15 protein-coding genes and 1 pseudogene are annotated in these 22,718 nt (G+C 35.7%); 6 read left to right on the forward strand and 10 right to left on the reverse strand.

The annotated features are described in order from the left end of the window. The 3 genes from BMW37_RS13535 to BMW37_RS13545 all read left to right on the forward strand — a co-directional run. Window positions 1-311, forward strand: a 311-nt coding sequence (locus tag BMW37_RS13535) for an integrase core domain-containing protein (protein ID WP_143047664.1), incomplete at its 5' end; no start/stop codon positions are given. A 97-nt stretch (window positions 312-408) separates the two neighbouring features. After that, window positions 409-990, forward strand: coding sequence for a hypothetical protein (locus tag BMW37_RS13540; protein WP_093322208.1), 582 nt, complete (start codon window positions 409-411; stop codon window positions 988-990). A 290-nt stretch (window positions 991-1,280) separates the two neighbouring features. After that, on the forward strand, window positions 1,281-1,667 hold the full coding sequence (locus BMW37_RS13545; protein WP_093322211.1) for a cytochrome b562: 387 nt from the start codon (window positions 1,281-1,283) through the stop codon (window positions 1,665-1,667). A 56-nt stretch (window positions 1,668-1,723) separates the two neighbouring features. On the opposite strand, the gene BMW37_RS13550 is transcribed toward BMW37_RS13545, so the two are convergent. The 4 genes from BMW37_RS13550 to BMW37_RS13565 form a co-directional block, all read right to left on the reverse strand. Next, window positions 1,724-3,118: a glycoside hydrolase family 1 protein gene (locus BMW37_RS13550; RefSeq protein WP_093322214.1), complete on the reverse strand. Its 1,395-nt coding sequence runs from the start codon at window positions 3,116-3,118 to the stop codon at window positions 1,724-1,726. Between the two features lie 42 nt (window positions 3,119-3,160). Next, on the reverse strand, window positions 3,161-4,558 hold the full coding sequence (locus BMW37_RS13555; RefSeq protein ID WP_093322216.1) for a glycoside hydrolase family 1 protein: 1,398 nt from the start codon (window positions 4,556-4,558) through the stop codon (window positions 3,161-3,163). 11 nt (window positions 4,559-4,569) lie between these two features. Further along, entirely contained in the window at window positions 4,570-6,489 is a 1,920-nt protein-coding gene (locus BMW37_RS13560) for a beta-glucoside-specific PTS transporter subunit IIABC (RefSeq protein WP_093322219.1), read from the reverse strand. Window positions 6,490-6,573: 84 nt separating this feature from the next. Next, window positions 6,574-7,284, reverse strand: coding sequence for a glucosamine-6-phosphate deaminase (locus BMW37_RS13565; protein ID WP_093322222.1), 711 nt, complete (start codon window positions 7,282-7,284; stop codon window positions 6,574-6,576). Window positions 7,285-7,807: 523 nt separating this feature from the next. On the opposite strand from BMW37_RS13565, the gene BMW37_RS13570 reads away from it, so the two are divergent. Then, window positions 7,808-9,448, forward strand: a complete 1,641-nt coding sequence (locus tag BMW37_RS13570; RefSeq protein WP_093322224.1) for a carbohydrate porin — start codon at window positions 7,808-7,810, stop codon at window positions 9,446-9,448. Window positions 9,449-9,660: 212 nt separating this feature from the next. Here BMW37_RS13570 and BMW37_RS13575 read toward each other — a convergent pair whose 3' ends face one another. After that, the gene (locus BMW37_RS13575) at window positions 9,661-12,732 is read right to left on the reverse strand and encodes an inverse autotransporter beta domain-containing protein (protein ID WP_093322227.1); all 3,072 of its coding nucleotides are present in this window, start codon (window positions 12,730-12,732) and stop codon (window positions 9,661-9,663) included. A 1,220-nt stretch (window positions 12,733-13,952) separates the two neighbouring features. Further along, window positions 13,953-14,423: a terminus macrodomain insulation protein YfbV gene (gene yfbV / locus BMW37_RS13580; protein ID WP_093322230.1), complete on the reverse strand. Its 471-nt coding sequence runs from the start codon at window positions 14,421-14,423 to the stop codon at window positions 13,953-13,955. Between the two features lie 288 nt (window positions 14,424-14,711). Between yfbV and BMW37_RS13585 the strand changes: the two genes are divergently transcribed. Both BMW37_RS13585 and pta read left to right on the forward strand, forming a co-directional pair. Further along, window positions 14,712-15,941, forward strand: a complete 1,230-nt coding sequence (locus BMW37_RS13585) for an acetate kinase (RefSeq protein WP_093322232.1) — start codon at window positions 14,712-14,714, stop codon at window positions 15,939-15,941. A gap of 36 nt (window positions 15,942-15,977) precedes the next feature. Next, complete coding sequence (pta, locus tag BMW37_RS13590; protein ID WP_093322243.1) at window positions 15,978-18,104, forward strand: phosphate acetyltransferase; 2,127 nt, start codon at window positions 15,978-15,980, stop codon at window positions 18,102-18,104. A gap of 1,041 nt (window positions 18,105-19,145) precedes the next feature. On the opposite strand, the gene BMW37_RS13595 is transcribed toward pta, so the two are convergent. From BMW37_RS13595 to BMW37_RS15190, 4 genes and pseudogenes are all read right to left on the reverse strand, one after another. Next, window positions 19,146-19,988 (reverse strand): coiled-coil domain-containing protein, encoded by an 843-nt coding sequence (locus BMW37_RS13595; protein ID WP_093322235.1) that lies wholly within the window; start codon window positions 19,986-19,988, stop codon window positions 19,146-19,148. A gap of 232 nt (window positions 19,989-20,220) precedes the next feature. Next, complete coding sequence (locus BMW37_RS13600) at window positions 20,221-20,865, reverse strand: hypothetical protein (protein WP_093322237.1); 645 nt, start codon at window positions 20,863-20,865, stop codon at window positions 20,221-20,223. 94 nt (window positions 20,866-20,959) lie between these two features. After that, window positions 20,960-21,511 carry a hypothetical protein gene (locus BMW37_RS13605; protein ID WP_093322240.1) on the reverse strand — a complete coding sequence of 184 codons (552 nt, stop codon included), beginning with the start codon at window positions 21,509-21,511 and terminating at the stop codon, window positions 20,960-20,962. Between the two features lie 91 nt (window positions 21,512-21,602). Continuing rightward, a pseudogene (locus BMW37_RS15190) lies at window positions 21,603-22,718 on the reverse strand (hypothetical protein); the annotation flags it as partial.

The raw sequence follows: 22,718 nt of genomic DNA on the forward strand, positions 1-22,718 counted from the left end.
TAACTGGGCTCATATTCCATTCAGACCAAGGAACACAATACACCTCAAAAGCATTGCGTTCGCACCTTAAAGACAAGGGGATTACTCAGAGCATGAGTCGTAGAGGTAATTGCTGGGATAATGCTGTCCAAGAGCGCTTCTTTAGGAACATTAAATTTGAATACTTGGATGATTTAAGCTTTATTAACCATCAAGCAGTAGATGATGCTGTGGGGCGTTATATTAGATATTACAACAACATTAGGATTAACTCTGCAATTGGCTACATGACGCCATTACAAAAAAGAAGAGAATTATTAAAAACAGGCTAAAAAACCCTACAAAAAAACTTGACCATTACACTCAAAAGAGGTGGATGTTATTCATATACCGATTATCTATGAACAAACTGACAAGATGATTCCCAAAATGATAACTAACACATCATTTATTCCATTAGATTTCGCCTACCCAGACTCGCCTTTAGAGTATGCGTTCCGGTATGATGGATATTTTAAATCTTTAATTCTAAATGATGCATTTGCTGTTTCTCATATTCAAGAGGATTTATCTAACATCATACCTCATGAGGTGATTGAATCTTTTATCATGAATAGGGATGCAACAACAATCGTACGTTTTGAAGCCTTTGAATCATTCAATTTAGATTTATATGTTCAAGACGATGTGGACTATACTAAATCTAAGTATCAATATTTTTATCCCAAACATTTTAATCTGATACATAAAATCGATTATAAAAATAAACAACCACATGCTGAATTAATCAATAGCAAAACTAACCAAAAATATTTGATAAATCATGATGAATTTGAAAAGAAATTTAATGAAGCCAATGAATTCCCCTTAAATGAAGGTTTTATTGATCAACAATCTTTTCAATTTTTTGAAGAAAAAGAAACATTGTGTGTTCATGCAGAAGCGGTATTTTACGACCATAATTTAAGCAAAAATAGACCATTCATATTTGAACAATGCTTAGATGGTTAAATAACTAAGGCTAAATCATTAAATGTATCGCATATGAGCATATAATATCATTAGGTTAATTTTTAATATTCGTCTTTGAGAACAATAAACTCACGTTTATTGTTCTTTTACGATAAACTACGGATCCATTTTTTGTATTAAACTGTTACAATTAACAGGTAATATTCTCTACTGTATCGCAGATACTGTAGGCAGGTTTAGTGAGTTTGTACTACGAATATTTAGAACAAACAAAAAACTATACCAACTTTCTTTTTCATTAAGTATCTTAATTTACTAAGGAGTTTTACATGCGTAAATCACTACTCGCCGTCGTTACAGCTGCTATGATGAGTGTCACATTTGTTGCCTCAGCAGATACCGTTGCAGCTCACATGCAAACATTAGCGAAACAATATCAAGTTGCCACAGCAGCAACTGATAGCGCTGAATTTATTAGCGCATTAACTGCAATGCGTGAAGCATCAGTAGCTTCTTCAGCTATCCTGCCACCATCCCTTGCTGGCAAAGCTGCTGATAGCGAAGAAGTCAAAACTTATGCTCAAGGATATACTGATATGAATGCTAAAATTGACTTAGCGATTGAGCAAGCAAAAGCAGGTAAAATGGATGAAGCAAAAGCGACTGCTGAAAGCATCGCTGAAGTACGTAATACTAATCACAAAATGTTCCGCTAATTTTTGTGTAAAATTATTACACATACCCGCGATAATGCGGGTGTGTGTATTATAAGTTAACGTTTTAAGCTTGCTCCATTCGAACCAATAACTTCTTTGTACCAATTAAAACTTGCTTTAGGCTTACGAGCTAACGTTCCTTTACCCTCATTATCCCTATCAACATAAATAAACCCATAACGTTTTGACATCTGGGCTGTTCCTGCGCTAACTAAATCAATCGGTCCCCATGAAGTATAGCCCCAAACCTCAACACCATCTTTTATTGCTTCTTCTAACTGAACTAAATGATCATTCATATAATTAATACGGTAAGTATCATTGATTGACCCATCTGCTTCTAATTTATCAACTGCACCTAATCCATTCTCAACGATAAATAACGGTAATTGATATCTATCCCAAAGTACATTTAATAATACTCTAAGGCCTAGTGGGTCAATTTGCCAACCCCATTCAGACGCTTTTAGGTGAGGATTTGGCACCATATTTAGAATATTCGCCTGAGCTTTAGTGATTTCCTCATCTGAACTGACACAACCACTCATATAATAACTAAATGAAATATAGTCAATAGTATGTTTAAGATCCGCTTTATCTTGTTCAGAAATCACAAGTTCAATGCCATGATCCCTAAAATAACGAAGCATATAGCTTGGGTAAGTGCCGCGTACCTGAACATCCCCAAAAAACTGCCAATGACGATTCTCTTCTAATGCTAAATGAACATCCTCTGGATGACATGTTAAAGGATAAACTAACCCACCTAACAGCATATTCCCTATTTTGGCATCAGGGATCATCTCATGACATAACTTAACTGCACGCGCACTTGCCACTAATTGATGATGAATTGCTTGAAAAATTTCTGTTTTAGTAGGTTTACCTTTTAGTCCAACACCTGTAAAAGGTGCATGCAGTGCCATATTAATTTCGTTAAAAGTCAGCCAAAGTTTTACTTTACCCTGATATCTAGCAAATACAACCTTGGCATATCGCTCAAAACATTCAATTGTCTTAGGATTACCCCAACCACCTTGATTCACTAATCCCATCGGCATTTCATAGTGAGATAAGGTAATCATCGGCTTAATTCCGTGCTTTGCCATAGCATCAAAGACCTTATCATAAAATGCAAGTCCCGCTTCATTAGGGGTCAGTTCATCTCCATTTGGAAAAATTCTAGCCCAAGCAATTGAAGTACGTAAACAAGAAAAGCCCATCTCACCAAATAGAGCGATATCTTCCTCATAACGATGATAAAAATCGATTGCAATATCTTTGATATTAAATTCATCTCCAGTACGGCTCTCCCAAGGCTCAACCATGATACCTTTAGGCTGCATATCAGAGGTAGTTAACCCTTTTCCATCAGCTAAATAAGCACCTTCTACTTGATTAGCAGCAATCGCGCCGCCCCATAAAAATGATTTTGGAAATAATGAAGACATGTGTCACTCCTTTTTAATTTAGTAAATAAAAAATTAGACTAGTTACTCATATAAGGTTTTGCCTTGAGAGCGTATTACACCTTGATACCAAGTAAAACTCGCTTTTTTACTTCTGGCAAAACTACCTGTACCATCATCATGACGATCAACATAAATAAAACCATATCGTTTTGACATTTCTGCTTTTGAAGCGCTTATCAAATCAATTGGCCCCCAGCTTGTGTAGCCCATAACTTCCACACCATCTTCTATTGCCTCAGCAACTTCAATTAAATGATCTTTTAAATATTCGATTCGATAGTCATCTTGGATTTTGCCATCGGCTTCAACTACATCTTTTGCACCTAACCCATTTTCCACAATAAATAAGGGTTTTTGATATCTATCCCAAAGCATATTCAATAAAATACGAATTCCCTTAGGATCGATTTGCCATCCCCATTCAGAACTTTTGAGATGAGGGTTTTGTACCATATGTAATAGATTTCCTTCTGTATTAATTTTTGACTTATCAGCTGTTGCACATCCACTCATATAATAACTAAATGAAATAAAATCAATCGTATTTTTCAAGCAAAGAGTATCCTCAGGCGTGATATCTACAATAATTTTATTTTCATCAAAAAACCTTTGAATATAGGAAGGATAATACCCTCTTGCCTGAACATCAGCAAAAAATAACCATTTGTTATTATCTAAATTCGCTTGCCATACATCTTCTGGTTTACACGTTAATGGATAGGTTGGCATCGCTGCAATCATATTACCAATGAGTGAGCCAGGTATCATATCGTGGCAGAGTTTGACTACACTTGCACTGGCGACTAATTGATGGTGAATCGCTTGATAAATTTCAGCTAAAGGGCTTTCATTAGGGATCCCTACGCCAGTAAATGGAATATGTAAAGACACATTGATTTCATTAAATGTTAGCCAATGCTTAACTCTTTTACCGTAACGCTGAAAAAGCGTTTTACTATATTTTTCATAAAAACCTATTGTTTTACGATTTAACCACCCTCCATATTCATTGACTAAATGCAAAGGCATTTCATAATGTGAAATCGTGACAAGCGGCGTGATATGATGCTTTTCTAATTCATCAAACACTTTGTCATAAAATGCTAATCCTAACTCATTAGGTTCAGCTTCATCTCCTTTTGGAAAAATTCTCGTCCAAGCAATAGACAACCTAAGACATGTAAACCCCATTTGGGCAAAGAGAGCAATATCCTCAGCATATCGATGATAAAAATCAATACCGTCATCTTTAAGATAACCGACACCAGCTTCACGCTCAATCACTTTACCCATCAACCCTTCAGGTTGAACATCCGAAGTCGATAACGCTTTACCATCTGTTAAATATGCGCCTTCACATTGATTTGCAGCAATCGCACCGCCCCATAAAAACGCCTTAGGAAATAATATTTGATTCATGATAAAACTCCTTATTTTTTTATAAGTAACATTAATGACTCACCCATTTGGATTTGTTTTGCATTCGTTTTAACAATATCAGCGTAATCTTCTGTATTAGTAATTAAAACAGGGGTTGCCAGTGAGTAACCCTCAGCTAAAATAGCCTCCCTATCAAATTTGACTAATTGCTTACCAGCCGTCACTCTATCCCCTTCTTTAACTAGTGCAGTAAAATGTTTTCCATCTAATTTCACTGTATCGACGCCGATATGCATCAGTATCTGGCATCCTGAGTCTGTTTCAATGCCGATAGCATGCAAAGTTTTATAAACTGAACTTACTACGCCATCGACAGGAGCGACTAAGAGACCATCTGATGGAATTATCGTAATACCCGTTCCAATTGCTTCACTTGCAAACACTTCATCAGGTGTTTCAGATAACGGAATAACTTGCCCTTTCATCGGACTATAAATTTTAATCGCATTTTCCGAGTTAGCCGTTAATAAATTATTAGGTTCCACTATAGGTTTATCAGTGACTTCTTGATTTTTTTGTTTAGGCATACCAAATAAAACAGTTAATATACAAGCTACCATCATAGAGGTGAACATACCTATCGCGGCGCCAATTACAGAAGCATCAATCCCAGATGCTTCAGCACCCTCAGCAATTGGCGGAATCATTTGAGCCAAGGTTAAAACATTCACCAAACCAGTTGAATACATTTTTGCCTGATAAAATCCAATAATTCCGCCGCCTATTGCGCCGCCGACGCAACCAAAAATAAAGGGACGTTTAAGTGGCAATGTTACGCCATAAATTGCAGGCTCTGTGATTCCGAATATGCCTGATACAAAAGAAGAGCTTGCTAGACTTTTTAATTTAGCTTCCCGAGCAATAATCATGATTCCTAACACAGCACCCACTTGCCCCATTACAGCGGGAAGAAGTAATGGTACTATCGGATCATAACCAAGTGTTGGCAGATTATTAATCATGACTGGTACAAATCCCCAATGTAGTCCAAAAATCACAAAGACTTGCCATAACGTCCCCATAAAGACGCCTGCAATTGCGGGAGAGAGATTGTAAATAAAGAAAAAACCATTCGCCATCACGCCTGCAAGCCAGGTTGTAACAGGACCGATAACTAAAAAAGTTAATGGCACAACAATAACCAAACAAAAAAATGGCGTTAATAAGTTTCGAACTGAATCATGCAACATTTTTTTAGCTTGTTTCTCAATGATGCAAGATAGCCAAGCTGCAAAAATAATAGGCATAACAGATGAAGGATAATTAATAATCGTGATAGGTAAACCAAAAAAATCGGGTGCAATAAAATTAGGTTCCAAACTATCAGTGAACATTTTAACAGATGTTGGGTAGGTAAGCGCTCCGCCTATTGCCATACCGATAAAAGGATTTCCACCAAATTTTTTGGTTGCGGTATATCCTAAAATAATTGGAAAAAAATAAAATAATGAATCACTTGCAGCCCATAAAATCAAATATCCGCCACTTTTGATATCCATCCATCCATAAGCAGAAGCAATACTAAGTACTCCTTTCAATATCCCTGTTGCAGCCATCACCCCCAAAAAAGGTGTAAAGATGCCGGATATCAAATCCACCATGACATTAAATAAATTACCCTTAGGAGTCACATCGTCAGCTGAATGCCCCGATAAACCACTCATTTGAATGAGTTCTTGATATACATCGCTTACATGGTTACCAATAACAACTTGAAACTGACCTCCACTTTCGACTACTGTAATAATCCCAGGGTGTGCTTTTAGCCACTCTCTATCGGCTTTGGATGCATCTTTTAATTTAAATCGCAATCTTGTTGCGCAATGCACAACACTAATGACATTTTCTTTGCCGCCTACCCCTTTAAGTGCATCGTTTGCAAGCGCAAGATATTCAGCTTGTTTACTCATTGGTAACCCCTTAAACATAAATATGAAAAATTAATAATCACTTTGGATAAAAAATAAATAGAGATTAAAATAACGTTAAGTGATTTAAATTAATGCTGCAGCATCTTTATCTAACAACAAGGTCAAATTCGGATGCATTTGCAAAATTGAAGAAGGTACATCTGATGTAACAGGCCCAAAAAAGGCTTTTTTAATAATTTCAGCTTTAGATTTACCACTTGCAAACATCACTAATTTTTTAGATTGCATAACACTTTTAGGGCCCATTGTGACCCAATAATCTGGTACCTTTGATTCATCACCGCCGACTTCTTTTAAGAAAATCGCCTTTAAAGCCTCTGTCATATTGACTTTAACCGTCATATCATGAAACTCAGTTGTACCCGGTAAATTGCCACAAAAATGACCATCACTTCCAATGCCCATTAGGATTAAATCTAGTCCACCAGCCTCTAACAGACGCTCATCATGAGTTAAATAATTCGCATCATCTAGCACATGAATTTGCTCTTTTGAAATATTTGCTGGTTTAAAAAAATCTTTATTAAGATTACCCATTGTAATTCCAAATCCCGCATCATCCAGAACAGGCACTTCATCAAAATTGTAGTAATGTACCTGTGAAAAATGTGGTTTATTTTTAACCATTGGAATAAGTAGCTCATACATCTTTTTAGGCGTATTACCCGCCGTAATAGATAAATTCACGCGAGTGGGTTTTAACATTTCAGCTAATAATAAATTAGCAGCGGTTTGACTCATTGTGTCATAATCATTTTCAATAATTAGATTCATATTATTCCCCATGACAAGATGTCTTGCCGTTTATTTAAGCCAAAAAAAAACCTGAATTGCTCAAGATTTTTAAATCTAAAAGCAATTCAGGTTTTGCCTGTTTTCAAAACAGTAACAATCCAATTTCAAATATACGTTAGCAATAATAATTTAATAACACCAATTCATTTTATTTATTTGAGACATTCATCACAAAAAAAACATAACCAAATAAAAAAACACACTTAAATTTAATCGATATTAACCTCCCTTGAACTAGTCAAAATAACAATTCAACACTAACAACAACTTACAAGCAAAAATAATTACAATAGGTGATTATCATCACAATTTTAATATCACAACACTTGCTTATTTATTTTTTCCAAGATAGATTAAATATAACACATCACACAAGAAGGGATTGTTACTGTTTCCAGGCAAAACCCAAACCATGATAAAAGTTATTTATTTAACTTATATTTTGGTTTGGGTTTTTTCGTTTTTGTCACTCAATATTTATATTAAATAAGAGGACGTACCTATGAAAAACAAAATAAATAAATTTAAATTAAATAAATTAACTTGTATTATTGCAATATTTGCATTACCCAATATTGCAATAGCAAATTCAACAATGTCAATTGAAGAGCGTTTAGAAAAATTAGAACGTGAATTAACAGAAACAAAACAAGAATTAAAAACATATAAAGCACTTTATGAACAAAATGAATCGAAATTATTAACAAAATATGATGACTCTGTACCAGCTGAAGATATCAAAATAGCAGCAAAACAAGTCACACCCAAAGCCTCCTCCACTAATACATCAGCTAGCTCTACATCAAATGGCACTGCTGTAGCAACACACTCTACTGTAGATGGTCACCTCACACTTCAAGACATCAGTAGATTTGTTAAAGAAGACATTGGCTTTAGCTATAATGGGTATTTTAGAACAGGATGGGCATCAAGCACAGATGGCTCCCCTCAACCTTATGCTTACGGTTCATTAGGGCGCTTTGGGAATGAATATGGTGGCTGGTATGAAATTATGTTTAACCAACGCCTGTATAATAACAATGATAAAACCGTTAATGCCATTGTAGACTTCCAAGGTAATATGGGACTTGCTTATTCAGACACAACCTTCAACGTCTCTCGCGATAACTTTTTATTTGGCTCTGCATATGTTAACACTACAGGATTCTTACCCTTCTTTCCGGGTTCAGAGTTTTGGATAGGGCGTAATAGCCTACCTCATTATGAAATCCAAATGTTAGACTGGAAAAGCCAAGTGGGCCAAACCGCAGGTGGCGTGGGCGTTGAAGGCATTGCCACCGCCGCAGGGTTTGTCGACTTTTCATTATCTAGAGAAGATGTGGATTTACTCAACATCGACTATCTAAACCCAGCTGTTGGTCCGAAACCAAAACAAGTTAATACCAATACAATTGAACTACGCTGGCGTGATATTCCTGTTTGGGAAAATGCTAAATTCAGCATGCATGGTAAGTATGCTTTTGCCAACGAAACGGATGATGTAAAATCTGCTCAATCAAGCGGTGATTACTATACACTGAAAGATTCCTACCTAGCACTTGCGATGTTAAGACACGATTTTAGTGACGGTGGCTGGAATGAATTCACATTACAAGCTGCAGATAATTCGATTGCCAGCGCATTCGCTTTAATCAATGACTCAAACCCAAGTTATGGATTTAGAGGAAATTATGCTGGGGATAAAGGGGGAACAGCGTACAGAATTATCTCTCAGGGAGAAAATTATCTGTCATCTAATATCATTATGGCACATGCACTTTCTTATGCCGATGGTGAAGGCGTTTTTGATGTTGAAAAAAATCAATCTGATACCGATTTCTGGAGCTTTAACTCAGCTATAAGGCCTGCCTATATTTGGAACGATTTTAATCAAACGGGTGTCGAGTTAGGATATTTTAAACAAGTCAATACTCACAATAATATAGAGGCTCAAGAACAAGGATATAAAACAACCTTATTTCATACATTAAAAGTTGGTAAAAGTATTTTAAATTCGCGTCCTGAAATCCGTTTCTACTCAACATACATTAATTCTGTTGATAATGAAATTTCTAAATTTAAATTTAATGACAACAATCATGACCAATTAAGTTTCGGTGTGCAGGCAGAAGTATGGTGGTAAATATAACCTAATAATAAAGCTTCTATTTAAATTCTATTAAAAAATAAACACTCTAAATCAAATATAAAATGAGTGATTGTTTTTTATCTTTTGCCAATAAGGATTTTTAATTTAAAAGCTAATTATCTCATTTATTTTAATCCTACAAAAAAACCACATTATATTTGACATATAATGTGGTTTAATAAGCTTATATTATCTTCCTAAGATGCTTAGCTTCTCGTTATTTCATTCCATTTAATACCATCATGAATAAATCTAATTAATGTAACTTGTTTTTTATCGATAAAAACAGGACTAATACCACTGCCTGATAACACTGTTGTCAGATCAGTATTACTCGTTACTTCTAAAGCAGCACCTTTCTTCGCGCTCGCAGGTAATGTGATTGTTGTTGCATACCGGCCGTTCGTCATAAACAATCTAACCGATTCATATTTATCTAGTAAAGCAGTAACTTGACTTTCTGTTAACGCTTGATTATCTACAATTTCTCCTACTGGCACTTCATAATATTCTCTTTGTACTGTAATATTTTGAGGTGCTATTGAGAATGCTTGACCATTCACAGTAACACTAATAGGCGTAACAATATTAGCAAAATCGCTTGTACGAGTTCTGTTTACGCTATATTGAACAACATAAGTACCGTCTTGTTTAGCTGTGACTGAGCCCATTGAAAAATCACCTGCTGGTACAATAGTGTTGAATGCCACTGTTTTACCATTAATTGGATTTTCATATTTATCTTTAAGCGCTAATGTCAAAGTTGTAACACTACTCGGTAGGGTTTTGATTGTGCTTGGAACGGCTGTCAATAGCGATTTAGAGGCATCAGGCGCACCTACAATAAAATTAACATCCTTAGTCGCTGTCAAACCATTTACACTTGCGTTGACAGTAAATATTTGTGCTTTTGTTGTAGTCAAATTGGTTATTGCAACACCATCGGTATTTGTCATGATAATGTTTGAAGTAGCCTTACCACCTAAATTCAATTCTTGAACACTTGAGAATTCGATAGGCATATCACTAACTAAATTACCAAACTTATCCTTAATTGTAACTTGAACCGTATTCACATCAATTAAATCTGCTACAGCACCATTTTTAGTCACAACCAAGCCATTTTCATCTATTACTGCACTTGCTTTGTCTGCTATAAATGTTACATTCTTTGTAATTGCGCTACCATTTACTGTCGCTGTAATAACCGTTTCACCTGCTTTAATTTGTGCAAATGGAAGGATTGCATTACCAAATTCATCAGTCTTCACTATTTTTTCAATAACCAATCCATCTGGGCCAGTTACGTTAATAGTTACATCAACATTAGAAAGTACATTTCCGTTTTGATCCACAATTGGAACTATAACTTTATTTATCTCAGCATCAGTAACAATAAAGCCATTTTCAGATGTCACATTTATTTGCCCATCTTTAACTGCTGGTACAATAGGTTTAATCGTCGCTGAACCTGTCGCTGTACTGTTACCTACTTTAGCACTCACGTTTACGTTACCTACTTGCTGTTGAGAAATAGGAAGCGAAGCAATACCATTGGCATCTGTTGTCGCTGTAATGACATTTGATTCACCACTCGCATCAGTGACTGTAAATTCGACCTCTATGCCTGCTAATGGATTACCTTTATCATCTACAACAGGAATACTTGCAACTGCTTCAACACTATCACTTGAGATAAAGTTATTGCCTGAAGTGATGTTAACCGTGCTATCTTTAAAACTTGGAGTAATATTTGTAGCAACAGGTTGATAAACAACTGTTTTAGAGAATTCTCTACCACCAAATCTCGCCTCAATCAACGTTTCACCTGCTTTTGTTTGCATAAATGAATGCGATGCAACGCCTTTCTCATCTGTCAATACCGTTATAGTGCTGATCTTACCGTCTGGTTCAGTAATGGTTAATTCAACTGCTTGGTTGGCTACAGCATGACCATTTTCATCAACGATAGGTATCTTAACAAGGGTTTGTACACCATTAACCGTTGGTTCAGCTACAGTAACTTCTAATGAACCATCTTTAGAACCAAGATTTAATTCTTCTTTCTTATTAACAGTAACTATCGTGCTCGTAGGTTCCGAACGTTTACCTTGATTATCAATAACAACAAGCCCTACAGTATATTGATTATTCTGACCTTCAAGATAATCTGGTAGGGTAAATTCCCATACACCATCGACTTTAGTTATCTTACCACCAGCAGCAAAAAAATCATCCGCATCCCATTCATATCTTACTATGCCATCTGAACTTGACATATCTAGAGGTACAATTTGACCTCCCTTACCTGATATCATTGATGGTAAAGAGATTAAAAATTTATTAGTCTTTCTTTCCAAGACTATTAAGTTATTACGGTTTACTAAATCGTAACGACTACCAATTAATGAACGCTGATTTTTTACTTCATCAGGATCAATTTGCGCTTCAAACGATTTCCCTAATGCAATATTGAAGGAAAGATTAATCGAAGACTCATCTAATCCATGCTCCCCCATTTTATGCTCTGCACCAATAGTCACCAATGGAACTGGTGTATAATTTAAACCAATTGCAACCGCGCGAGGATCGTTTTGTTTATGTTCTTCACTAAATAAAGTCACATCTTGACCAAAATATTGTTCATAAGTTGCGCTAGCTCCCATTTGGGGGAATTGAGGTAGATATCCTTCTAATCTCAAATCTATACCATCAGCTACTTTTTCACTGATATCAGCAGTTTTTTCAGATGCTTCATAGCCACTTAATCCAATATATCCATTACTAGTTGCCTTGAAAAAATTTGCTGCATATTCAAGACCTAAACCAATACGGCTATGAGCATTATCCACTTCATAATCATAAAATGCATTATAACCTAGCATATTTTCATCAATAAAATGACGTTGGCCTAAACCCATATTTAAGGTAACTCGATCATTTTTATATCTTGCACCAAACTGTGTGAATGTTAATACTGGCTCAGTATCTTGGATTGCCAGTAATGTATCAAAACTACTATCAGAAAAATTAAAATCTTCGTCTAAATTTAATTGTATTTTTGACTTACCAAATTGCCCCAACCAATTTTCAAAGCCTCTTGCACTTTTATTAACCAATTCATTTGTAATTAATTGCTCTGCATTAGAACTCCCACTATTAGGACTTGTTTGAAGCGCCATGACGACTGGAGAAAACGTCATCATCAAGGGACTTGTTATGTAGCTAATTAATGTCATATAAACGAAAGATTTTTTAAATTTTAATGTTTTTTTCACTTATTTTCCTTATGATATTTTTTATATTATTTGAGACTTAACTTATTATTTAAAGAAATAGATACCCTGCTTTTAACAATTAATTTGTTAAAAGATAATTAATCTAGTTTAATTTTCATTTAAATAAAAACACTTATTAAAATATGATTTATTAAAATATAATCAAAGTAATTAAATTCATAATTAAAAAACAATAAGAATACATCTCTTAACATTTATCTGCTAAAAGAGCATCCACACAACTTTTCACCCTAAAAAAGATAAAATCAATAAACCACACATTAAAAACATTAACGCGCAACATTTATATAGGATTAAACACTTTAATTTAGATGTAAAAAGCTTATTTTAAATATACAATAATTAACATTTAACTATTCATAATAAGACCGAATGTTTATTAGATACGTTTACGATATTAATACTATCCATAGTTTTGCAACATTATGACTCCTGTTGACCGCAAAGTAGGTTGGTTGGTACTTACAATAAGTTATTACAATTATTTTCTACGCATTCACATAATAAGTATTTAATTGCGAACTTATGTGTCCATTATCGCATTTTTTTGATTTAGATCAACTTTTAAAATCGTATGATACAGAGCTGGACATAGACAAAAACAAAAAAATAAATCCATAAATAACAAATAGATAAATATTAAAGTAACAATGGTTTACACAATTATTTCACTAAGTAAACAAAAGAAAAACAATGTGTATTTAACCTATTTAAATGTAAACCTTTGAATAAATAATAATAAAATCGATAAACCTTATATTTAAAATAATTCAATTCAATTATTCTGAACAACTAATATTATTTTTTTGAATTAATTTAATGAAATCTTAATAAAGATATTTAAAATTAGGGGAAATTAGCAATACTCAATCTAAAATATGTACAAATCCATCAACCACTTTAAATTACTTGAATCTGAACAATTTAATTACGTTTTACACACAATGAGAAATATATTTTTTTAGATTTAATCATAACTATGACAATTGATATAAATGCGCCTGCCATCCTAATCAAGGGGAAGCATCTTATAAAAAAATCTATTTTTGTGCTCAATTTCATAAAAATATTAGTTACAAATGATATTTAGCCTGCGCTTGCATACCAGATCAATGTAACAATCACCCACTAATGGAATGATTGTTACAATTAAGGTTTTGTTCTATTTATCCTATTGCAATAGCGTGTCTGTAGGAAGTTTATAACGTTGCGATAAAGGTTTCATCTAGTGCTTTGAATGCCATATCTAGCGTAACAGCTAACTCTTGATAATTAGGTTGTTTTGTCAATGGTGGTGGCGGAGTATCTGTCTCTAATAGTTTTGTGTGGGTATCCTTTAACCAATCAAGCATCCCTAAAGGTAAGGGGCTCAGCGCCCGCTTACCTAACCAATAGAGGCATTGCACAGCGGTTGACAGCGCAAAAGTAGCAGCAGTTGTTGCCATTGCAATATTAGCATCAACCATTAAGGCCCAACAAATAAAAAACACAGCTAATGGTGGCATAGTTCTAATTGCAAATTGTGTCATTTTAATGACATAAAACTCTTTAAAAACTGGCGCTAACTCCTTACGCATAGGAAAAATCTTGCGATAAGATTGGCCTGCTTGCAAAATTTGCCAAAAGCTATGTTTAGGGGGAGTTGAATTAGTATTTTTTGTACTGCTCATAATTTTACCTTGTTTGATCAAATCTACTTTATAACTTCTATAGTATCATATTAATCCAGCATCAACATATCAAGATGTGTAATAACAAGTTGCTAGTCAGTCATGATGAACTAATTTGACGAAAAGCCACTAATTTTATCGTTCAACCTATATTTTACGCCCTTAAATGCCTTGATTGCTGTATAATTTCGAATGTCTGGTTTGAAGTCCTTTGAATGACTTACTCACCACTGCTAACTTGCCAATGTCAGGCACCTGTTTAACCATTTAAGGTAGGAATTAACTATTATGTCTAATACTCTCAGCACACCAAGCACAATTTTTGTACTTAACTGCGGTAGCTCATCGCTCAAATTTGCTGTTATCGAAGCTAAAACAGGAGAAACGTATTTAACTGGACTTGCCGAATGCTTAACGCTCGCAGATGCTAGAATTAAATGGAAGCTCTCTTTTGATGGCCAATCTCAAAAAGAAGAATCTTCATTAGGCAATGGGGCAGCACATTCAGAGGCCCTTAATTTTATCGTCAGCCAAATCTTAGCAAAACACCCTGAACTTGCTAAAAAAATTAGTGCTATCGGCCACCGTATTGTTCATGGTGGGGAGCAATTTACACAATCATCTATCATTACAAATGAGGTACTTACTGGTATTGAGCAAGCTGTTCGCTTTGCACCACTTCATAATCCAGCAGGTATTATTGGCATAGAAGAAGCAAAAAAAGCCTTCCCACACTTAAGTGATAAAAATGTTGCTGTATTTGATACTGCGTTTCATCAAACAATGCCAGAGTCCTCTTACCTATATGCTCTACCTTACTCACTTTACAAAGATCACGGTGTTCGCCGTTATGGTGCACATGGTACAAGCCATTTATTTGTTAGCCACGAAGCTGCAAAATGGTTAAATAAGCCTGTAGAAGAAATCAACCTCATTACCTGCCATCTTGGTAATGGTAGTTCAATCACTGCGATTAAAAATGGCCAAAGCGTCGATACGTCTATGGGTTTGACACCGTTAGAAGGATTAGTAATGGGAACAAGAAGTGGTGATATTGATCCGGCTATTATTTTTTATCTCCATGATGACCTTGGCATGTCAATGGAAGAGATAAAAACTCTATTAACAAAAGAATCCGGCATTTTAGGCTTAACACAAGTCAGCAGTGATTGCCGTTATATTGAAGACAACTTTACCACTAAAGAAGAAGCTAAACGGGCTATGGATGTATTATGCCATCGCTTAGCTAAATATATTGCGGGTTACACAACCCTTCTTGACGGAAAATTAGATGCAATAGTCTTCACAGGTGGAATCGGTGAAAACTCAGCATTAGTAAGAGAGCTTACCTTAAATAAACTCGAATTACTTGGTGTTAAAGTAGATGACGAGCGCAATGAAAGTGCTAGGTTTGGTAAATCAGGCATCATTACTCAAGAGGGAAGTCGCGTAGCACTTGTTCTCCCTACAAATGAAGAGTGGGTGATTGCACGTGATACAGCTATTCTCATAAACTAATAAGGAGTCTCTTAAATGCCACAAATTAGAACAATTATGCTTATACCTACCAGTATTGGTGTTGGTTTAACCAGTGTTAGCCTTGGTATGGTCCATGCTATGGAGCAACAAGGTGTAAGCGTCAGCTACTTCAAACCTATTGCTCAAACTTATCACGATATTGACGCTCCTGATCATACCTCAGAGATTTTAAAAGCAAACTCTGCTATTTCAATCGGTGAATCTATCGAAATGAAAAAAGCTGAAGCATTATTAGGAACTGATCAAGAAGATGAATTACTCGAAGAGATCCTCAATCGTTTTCACCAAAACATAAATGGTTCTGAGGTTGCACTCATTGAAGGGATAGTCCCAACAAGACGACATGAATTTGCCAATAATCTCAATTTTCAAATCGCAAAAGCATTAGATGCAGAAATGATTTTTGTGATGACCTTGGGTAATGAAGGTCCTGAGCAGCTAAAAAAACGCTTAGAAATCGCAACAACGAATATTGGTGGAACCAAAAACCCTCATATAATGGGGGTCATTATTAATAAGCTTAATGCCCCTATTGATGACCAAGGCCGTTTACGCCCTGACCTATCAGATATTTTTGATGATAGTGAAAAACTAAATACTAAACAATTACCTACAAGCCCATTACAGCTACAACCCTATAGCCCGCTGCCTATTTTAGCGACTATCCCTTGGAACCCTGATTTAATTGCAACTAGAGCAATTGACTTAGCACAGCACCTTAAAGCACGTATCATCAATGAAGGGCATATCGCTAAAAGACGTATCCGTTCTGTCACCTTCTGCTCAAGAAGCATTCCGACAATGTTATCTTTATTTCGTTCAGGATCGTTACTCGTCACATCAGCAGATAGACCTGAAGTGCTCGTCTCAATTTGCCTATCAGCAATGAATGGTGTTGAAATCGGAGCTGTATTATTAACCGGTGGATATGAATTAGACCCTCGTATCGCAAGATTATGTGAACAGGCCTTCCAAACAGGACTACCTGTGTTTTTAGTAGATACGAATACTTGGCAAACAGCACTGAACTTACAAAATATTAATCTACAAGTTCCGCCGACTGATAAGGAACGTGCTGAAAATATCATGCATTATGTTGCTGAGCAAATTGATGCAAATTGGATACAGAAACTCACGGCAGGTTCATCACGTCCTCGCAGACTTTCTCCTGCAGCCTTTAGATATGAACTAACTGAATTAGCTCGCCGTGCGAATAAATGTATTGTTCTACCGGAAGGAAATGAACCTCGTACAATCAAAGCTGCGATTATTTGCGCTGAGCGAGGTATTGCTCGCTCAATCCTACTAGGTGATCCAGAAGAAGTTATCCGTATTGCTGAGTCACAAGGTTTAACTCTTCCATCAGGCGTACAGATAATTGAGCCAAGAGGAATCAGGGCTAATTATGTTGATAGATTAGTTGAACTACGTAAAAGCAAAGGGATTACTGAGGTTGTTGCACGCGAGCAGCTACGTGATAACGTCATGCTCGGCACGATGATGCTAGAACGTGGTGAAGTAGATGGCCTTGTATCAGGCGCTGTCAATACAACTGCTAATACGATTAGGCCACCGCTACAAATCATTAAAACCGCGCCTGGCAGCTCGATTGTTTCATCTGTTTTCTTTATGCTTTTACCTGAACAAGTATTGGTCTATGGTGACTGTGCGATTAATCCTGACCCAACAGCAGAACAATTAGCTGAAATAGCAATTCAATCGGCTGATTCGGCAAAAGCATTTGGAATAGAACCAAGAGTAGCGATGATTTCTTATTCTACAGGGACTTCTGGCGCGGGAAGTGATGTAGAAAAAGTCAGAGCGGCAACTGAATTAGCTCAGGCAAAACGTCCTGATTTAATCATTGATGGACCATTACAATATGATGCTGCTGTCATGGCCGATGTAGCAAGATCAAAAGCACCTGACTCCCCGGTAGCTGGTCAAGCGACTGTATTTATTTTCCCTGATCTCAACACAGGTAATACCACCTATAAAGCAGTACAACGGTCAGCGAATTTAATCTCAATTGGCCCTATGCTACAAGGAATGCGTAAACCTGTGAATGATCTTTCAAGGGGCGCATTAGTCGATGATATTGTCTACACCATTGCACTAACTGCAATACAAGCAACTCAGTAATCACTCTGTGCACGATTGAATTCATTTCATTCGTGCACAATATCTGTATTTATTCAAAATCAAACAAGTTGACATATTATTGTTAAACAATAATTACTTCCACAGTATACCTATCGCAAAGATTAACACTTAGGTCTAGTAAATTTCATTCGTCCCGCTTTCTTTGTTCAAGTATTTTATTTTCAATCTGAAAGAGCTTAGTACTTTTATTAATAAAATATTGGGAAAATGATTTCAGGGATTTTAACAATTTCAGCAAACTTAACGCAGATAGGAGTAAACAACCAGCACCAAGAGTTATTTAATATTTATCAAACAGGGCGTGATATCTAGAGTAATCATCAACCAAAAATGTGCAGCTGAACGAATTCAAAATATTTAGAGGGGCTTACAATAATACACAAAGTTACATTTAGTGAAATTCACCAGTCTATACGGATTGTTTACTTTTATAGATTAGCTAGTTTATTGATGTACCGATAATTTAAGATAATGATAAATAGTGGACTCAGCTTATTAGTTTTAAGTTGTTGGTAAGAAATCATCCAAGCAATGGGTTAATATATTTAAAAGAGCGTATCGATTAAATGAAGTAAAAGAGGAAAGTTCTGCTAACTAGCATGCGGCTTCCCAACTTGCTCCAGCACATATACTTAAGATTTCCATTCACTTACCAAATTCTCTATGCACCTTTGATTATAAGCATGATTGATTGAGTCAGCTGCCCAAAATTCATTAGTTCTAACTGTATCATAAACAGTCATTATGAATGAAGATACAAGACAAATCATACTCACTAAGCGTAAACATCACAAAAAACGGGTCGTTGTATTCTGGTTAGTAGTCAATCCCCTTTATTTATAAACGAAAGGGTAATTCGCCTTCCAGCTCATTTTGTAGTGAATAATGTAAAATTTATAACGCACCTAGTCATATTATTCACCACACTAAACGCTCTTTAAGTTTTCTTAATTCCTCACTGTTTGCTAGTAAGCGAGTTCAGTAAGACCATATATCACTTGAAATTAGTGGTTGATACTTCTAATTTTTATCTGATTGTGGTGGATTAAGTTTCGCATTCGCTTCATCTAAAGCAAATTGCACAACTTCAGTGCGTTGATTGGCTTGTAATATTTCATCATGGAGCGCTTCAACTTCGGTTTCTAGTGAAGATATGTGTTCCTTAAGCATTACTCGCTCATCAACAAGCTCTTGGTTTAGCAATTGATATTTTTCAGTTTGCTTTTTCTGCTCCGTCACATTTGACGTGAGTTTTTTATTTCGCATTTCTAATTCAGCATATTGCGTTTTTTGTTGTGAAGCTTGTTGTTGGAGCTGCTGTTGTAATTGTTGAACTTGGGATTTTGCTTGATTAAGCTGCTGTTGAGCCGCCTTCAACTCTGTGACTAATTTCTTTTGCTGTTGATTGTGTTGACTAAGCTGTTTTTTTTGTTCCGCAATCTGTGCATTAAATCGAGCGGATTCTTGTGTTGCAATTTGTAGCTGTTGCTGAACTGTTTTTAATTGTTCCGTACTTTGTGCCAGCTTTGATTCTTGTTCTTTCAAACGGTTAGAAGTTTGCTCAGCGATAACAAGTTTATCTTTCGCTTGTTTGATTTGCCGAGTTTGTTCGTTGTTTTTTTGTAATTGTTCTCGTAACTCTGCCTGCAAACTACTCTGTTGCAAGGTTAATTGTTCAATCTCTTTGCGCTGAGATTGCACCATATTTTGCTGAGTTTCTAATTGCGAGTTAAGTTTAGTAAATTCTTGCTCAACTTGTTTAAAGGCAGTTTGTAGTTGAGGATTATTAGCCGCCATAAGATAAAATGGAAGCCCAGCTAAATAGATAATAATTAGAATTTTGGTTAATAAAGATTTGATCATAATTAATAGTATTTTTTATTATGCCTTTAAAAATAATGACATCTTATATACATCATTAACTTGAAGGTAAAAGATGAATGAATTTTTCTATTAAAAGCCCTAACGAAGGGGCTTAAGTTTAAACATTACAAAAGTAAAATCTCTCTTAAAGTAAATTTGGTCTATATTGATAAAGCCAATAATTTAGCTAGTAATGTAATCACTAAGAGCAGATTGATTTAAATCTAGCAGATTAAATTATAGGTCTAACACAGATAGGCAAAACTTTATTATTACCGAAAAACATCTTAGTATTAGTATTAAAGTCCGTAAATATTCCCTCTACTTGCAATAACCTAGTTGTACCATACTGATTTACTATGCTTCTTTCCTTTAGGGAAGTACTAGTATTTTTAATGGGATCTGTTGTTGTTTCTTGTGTTGAAAATCCTACAACCCAAAATTTATTTTCATCATCCTTATCTATATAGGGAATAAAACCTGGATTAAGATTTAAATCTCCCCATTCATTATATAAAGTACCAATTTTACGCTCACCGAATATACCTCCCTTCCCATTAGTCATCTGATGGATTGTGGGGACAGAATAACCATTCCCTAATGATTTACATAAAATATCTGGACTATTATTAACATCTAGAAAATCAGAACTAGCAGGATATGTTACCCCGTCAAATGTATAAGCCTCCCAAAATCCCTCTATATACTTAACTGCATTAGCGGATAGGCTGAAACAGATTAATACTGGTAAAGATATAAAAAAATGGACTTTTTTTGAAGAGTATTTTATTTTCATGATAATAAAATTGAAAAGTAACCGAGAAAATTGAATCGGTCTTTGATTAAAGATTTTATTATTTATGAAATTTAGATTCATTTATTACTCCGAAAAATATCACGCAAAAAATATTATTAAATGTAGGAGAACTATTCAATTCATTATTTGATAAAAAAATTTATGACACTTAATATTAAATAATCGATCTCACACAAGCGACATAGTGTAAAAAAGTAGGATAAGTCACTTTAATCACTCCCCCAGATTCATCGGTAAATGTAATATTCCCCCTGGTGAATTTATCATTTGGTTCTGCTATCCAGAAGTACCCTTGATATGCAAAGCCTGCTCCGTTATATCTATACAAAGGGGCTCCCCATTCGCTCAATAAACTACCCACTCGTCTAAAAGGTCCGGGATTAGTTTCAGTAGTAAATCCAGTAAACGGCTGTTTTCCCTTATATTTTATATGAACCTGTTCGGCACGAGGGAGGGAATAACCATTCCCTTGAATACTACAATAAACATCAGGATTATCTGCTGGGCTATTTTGTTGCTCTTCAGTACCATTAGCACTAGTCACACCAGGCAAACTGTTTAGCTTCCAATAACCATAAGTCTGAGTCTCGGCAAGTACAGAATGACTAAATATTGCAATCAATATTGCCGAAACCGCATGTTTTAAAAATTGCAAATTAACCTTTTTTTTATTAAAACTTAACCGCTTTTTCGATTCTATTTTCATAACTTTGTCCAAATTAATTAAAGGTAGATTTCACAATATAAAAACCAAAGTTCAATGAATTGGGTAATTGCTAGTCAATTACCCAAGTCAATTATAAATTTGGATTGAACCACTCTTTCAATGTAAAGGAATACTGTTGTACTTCTGCTATAACCCCATTTTTCGGTATACCAGTGATTGCAACCAGAGTCGGTGAGCCAGGATCACTCACTAACGTGACCATTCCAGTATTACTTACAGTGACTGAACTATGAGTACTACTCCAAGTAAAATCACTTACACGATTATCAGTCACATTTATCTGGAAACGCGCTCCTGCAAAACCAGTAGTCGGGAATCCATCTGTTAGGGTAAATGTTGCTGGAACATCTGGTGTAGTAATATCAGTAAACATAATCGGTTTCGGCGGTGTAGTTATAGTCGGCTCAAAAAACCATTTTTCTAACTTAAAGATATAGTACAACGCTGCACCCGTACCCGATTTTGGTCTAGCAGTAATTCTAACTTGTTCCGGTGAGGAAGGCTTACTTAACAGTGTGACTGTACCTGTCGCATCAACACTCGCAGATGAAACGCTACTACTCCAATTATATTGATCGTTAATATTCAACTGATTATCCCATACATCATTGATATTCAACTTAAATTTTGCATTCGCAAAACCAGTCTTTGGAAATCCAGCCGTAATTGAGAATGGTTGCGCACTAGGTACAATCGGCGTGGTAATATTACTAAACGCAGTTGGAGCGGGTTTTGCTGGCATCGGCATATCAGGATCAAACCACGTTTCAACTTTAAACTTATACGTTAAAGGCGGATTAGTACTGCCTGCTGGCGGTGTTGCCGTAATCGTGATCTCTTTCGCACTAGCAGGTTTCGCGACTAAAGTAACAATACCCGCATTAGTTACCGTTGCTAAAGCAGGATCACTGCTTTGCCATGTATATGTACTGTTAATGTTGATATCATTCCAACCTAAAATATTCAACACAAACTGCGCATTTTTAAAGCCCGTTTTCGGGAAGCCTGCATCAATACTAAACGGTGTTGCACTTGGATTTTGTACGGTATTAACGTTCGCAAACTTCGTGATAGACAACGTCGGCATTGGTAAGTCTGGGTAGAACCATTTTTTCACTTCAAATTGATAGCGTAATGGACTGCCCGGCACACCCGCTTTCGGCGTTGCAATAATCGCGATTGGTGT

The sequence above is a fragment of the Thorsellia anophelis DSM 18579 genome (genome assembly GCF_900111395.1).
Lineage (GTDB): Bacteria > Pseudomonadota > Gammaproteobacteria > Enterobacterales > Thorselliaceae > Thorsellia > Thorsellia anophelis.

Bases quoted from the DNA above. Each gene is read 5' to 3' on its own strand.
- BMW37_RS13585 (WP_093322232.1), top strand. From the start codon at position 14,712: ATGTCTAATACTCTCAGCACACCAAGCACAATTTTTGTACTTAACTGC.
- BMW37_RS13565 (WP_093322222.1), bottom strand. From the start codon at position 7,284: ATGAATCTAATTATTGAAAATGATTATGACACAATGAGTCAAACCGCT.
- BMW37_RS13600 (WP_093322237.1), bottom strand. From the start codon at position 20,865: ATGAATCTAAATTTCATAAATAATAAAATCTTTAATCAAAGACCGATT.
- BMW37_RS13545 (WP_093322211.1), top strand. From the start codon at position 1,281: ATGCGTAAATCACTACTCGCCGTCGTTACAGCTGCTATGATGAGTGTC.
- BMW37_RS13555 (WP_093322216.1), bottom strand. From the start codon at position 4,558: ATGAATCAAATATTATTTCCTAAGGCGTTTTTATGGGGCGGTGCGATT.
- BMW37_RS13540 (WP_093322208.1), top strand. From the start codon at position 409: ATGATAACTAACACATCATTTATTCCATTAGATTTCGCCTACCCAGAC.
- BMW37_RS13570 (WP_093322224.1), top strand. From the start codon at position 7,808: ATGAAAAACAAAATAAATAAATTTAAATTAAATAAATTAACTTGTATT.
- BMW37_RS13595 (WP_093322235.1), bottom strand. From the start codon at position 19,988: ATGATCAAATCTTTATTAACCAAAATTCTAATTATTATCTATTTAGCT.
- BMW37_RS13550 (WP_093322214.1), bottom strand. From the start codon at position 3,118: ATGTCTTCATTATTTCCAAAATCATTTTTATGGGGCGGCGCGATTGCT.
- BMW37_RS13560 (WP_093322219.1), bottom strand. From the start codon at position 6,489: ATGAGTAAACAAGCTGAATATCTTGCGCTTGCAAACGATGCACTTAAA.
- yfbV (WP_093322230.1), bottom strand. From the start codon at position 14,423: ATGAGCAGTACAAAAAATACTAATTCAACTCCCCCTAAACATAGCTTT.
- pta (WP_093322243.1), top strand. From the start codon at position 15,978: ATGCTTATACCTACCAGTATTGGTGTTGGTTTAACCAGTGTTAGCCTT.
- BMW37_RS13605 (WP_093322240.1), bottom strand. From the start codon at position 21,511: ATGAAAATAGAATCGAAAAAGCGGTTAAGTTTTAATAAAAAAAAGGTT.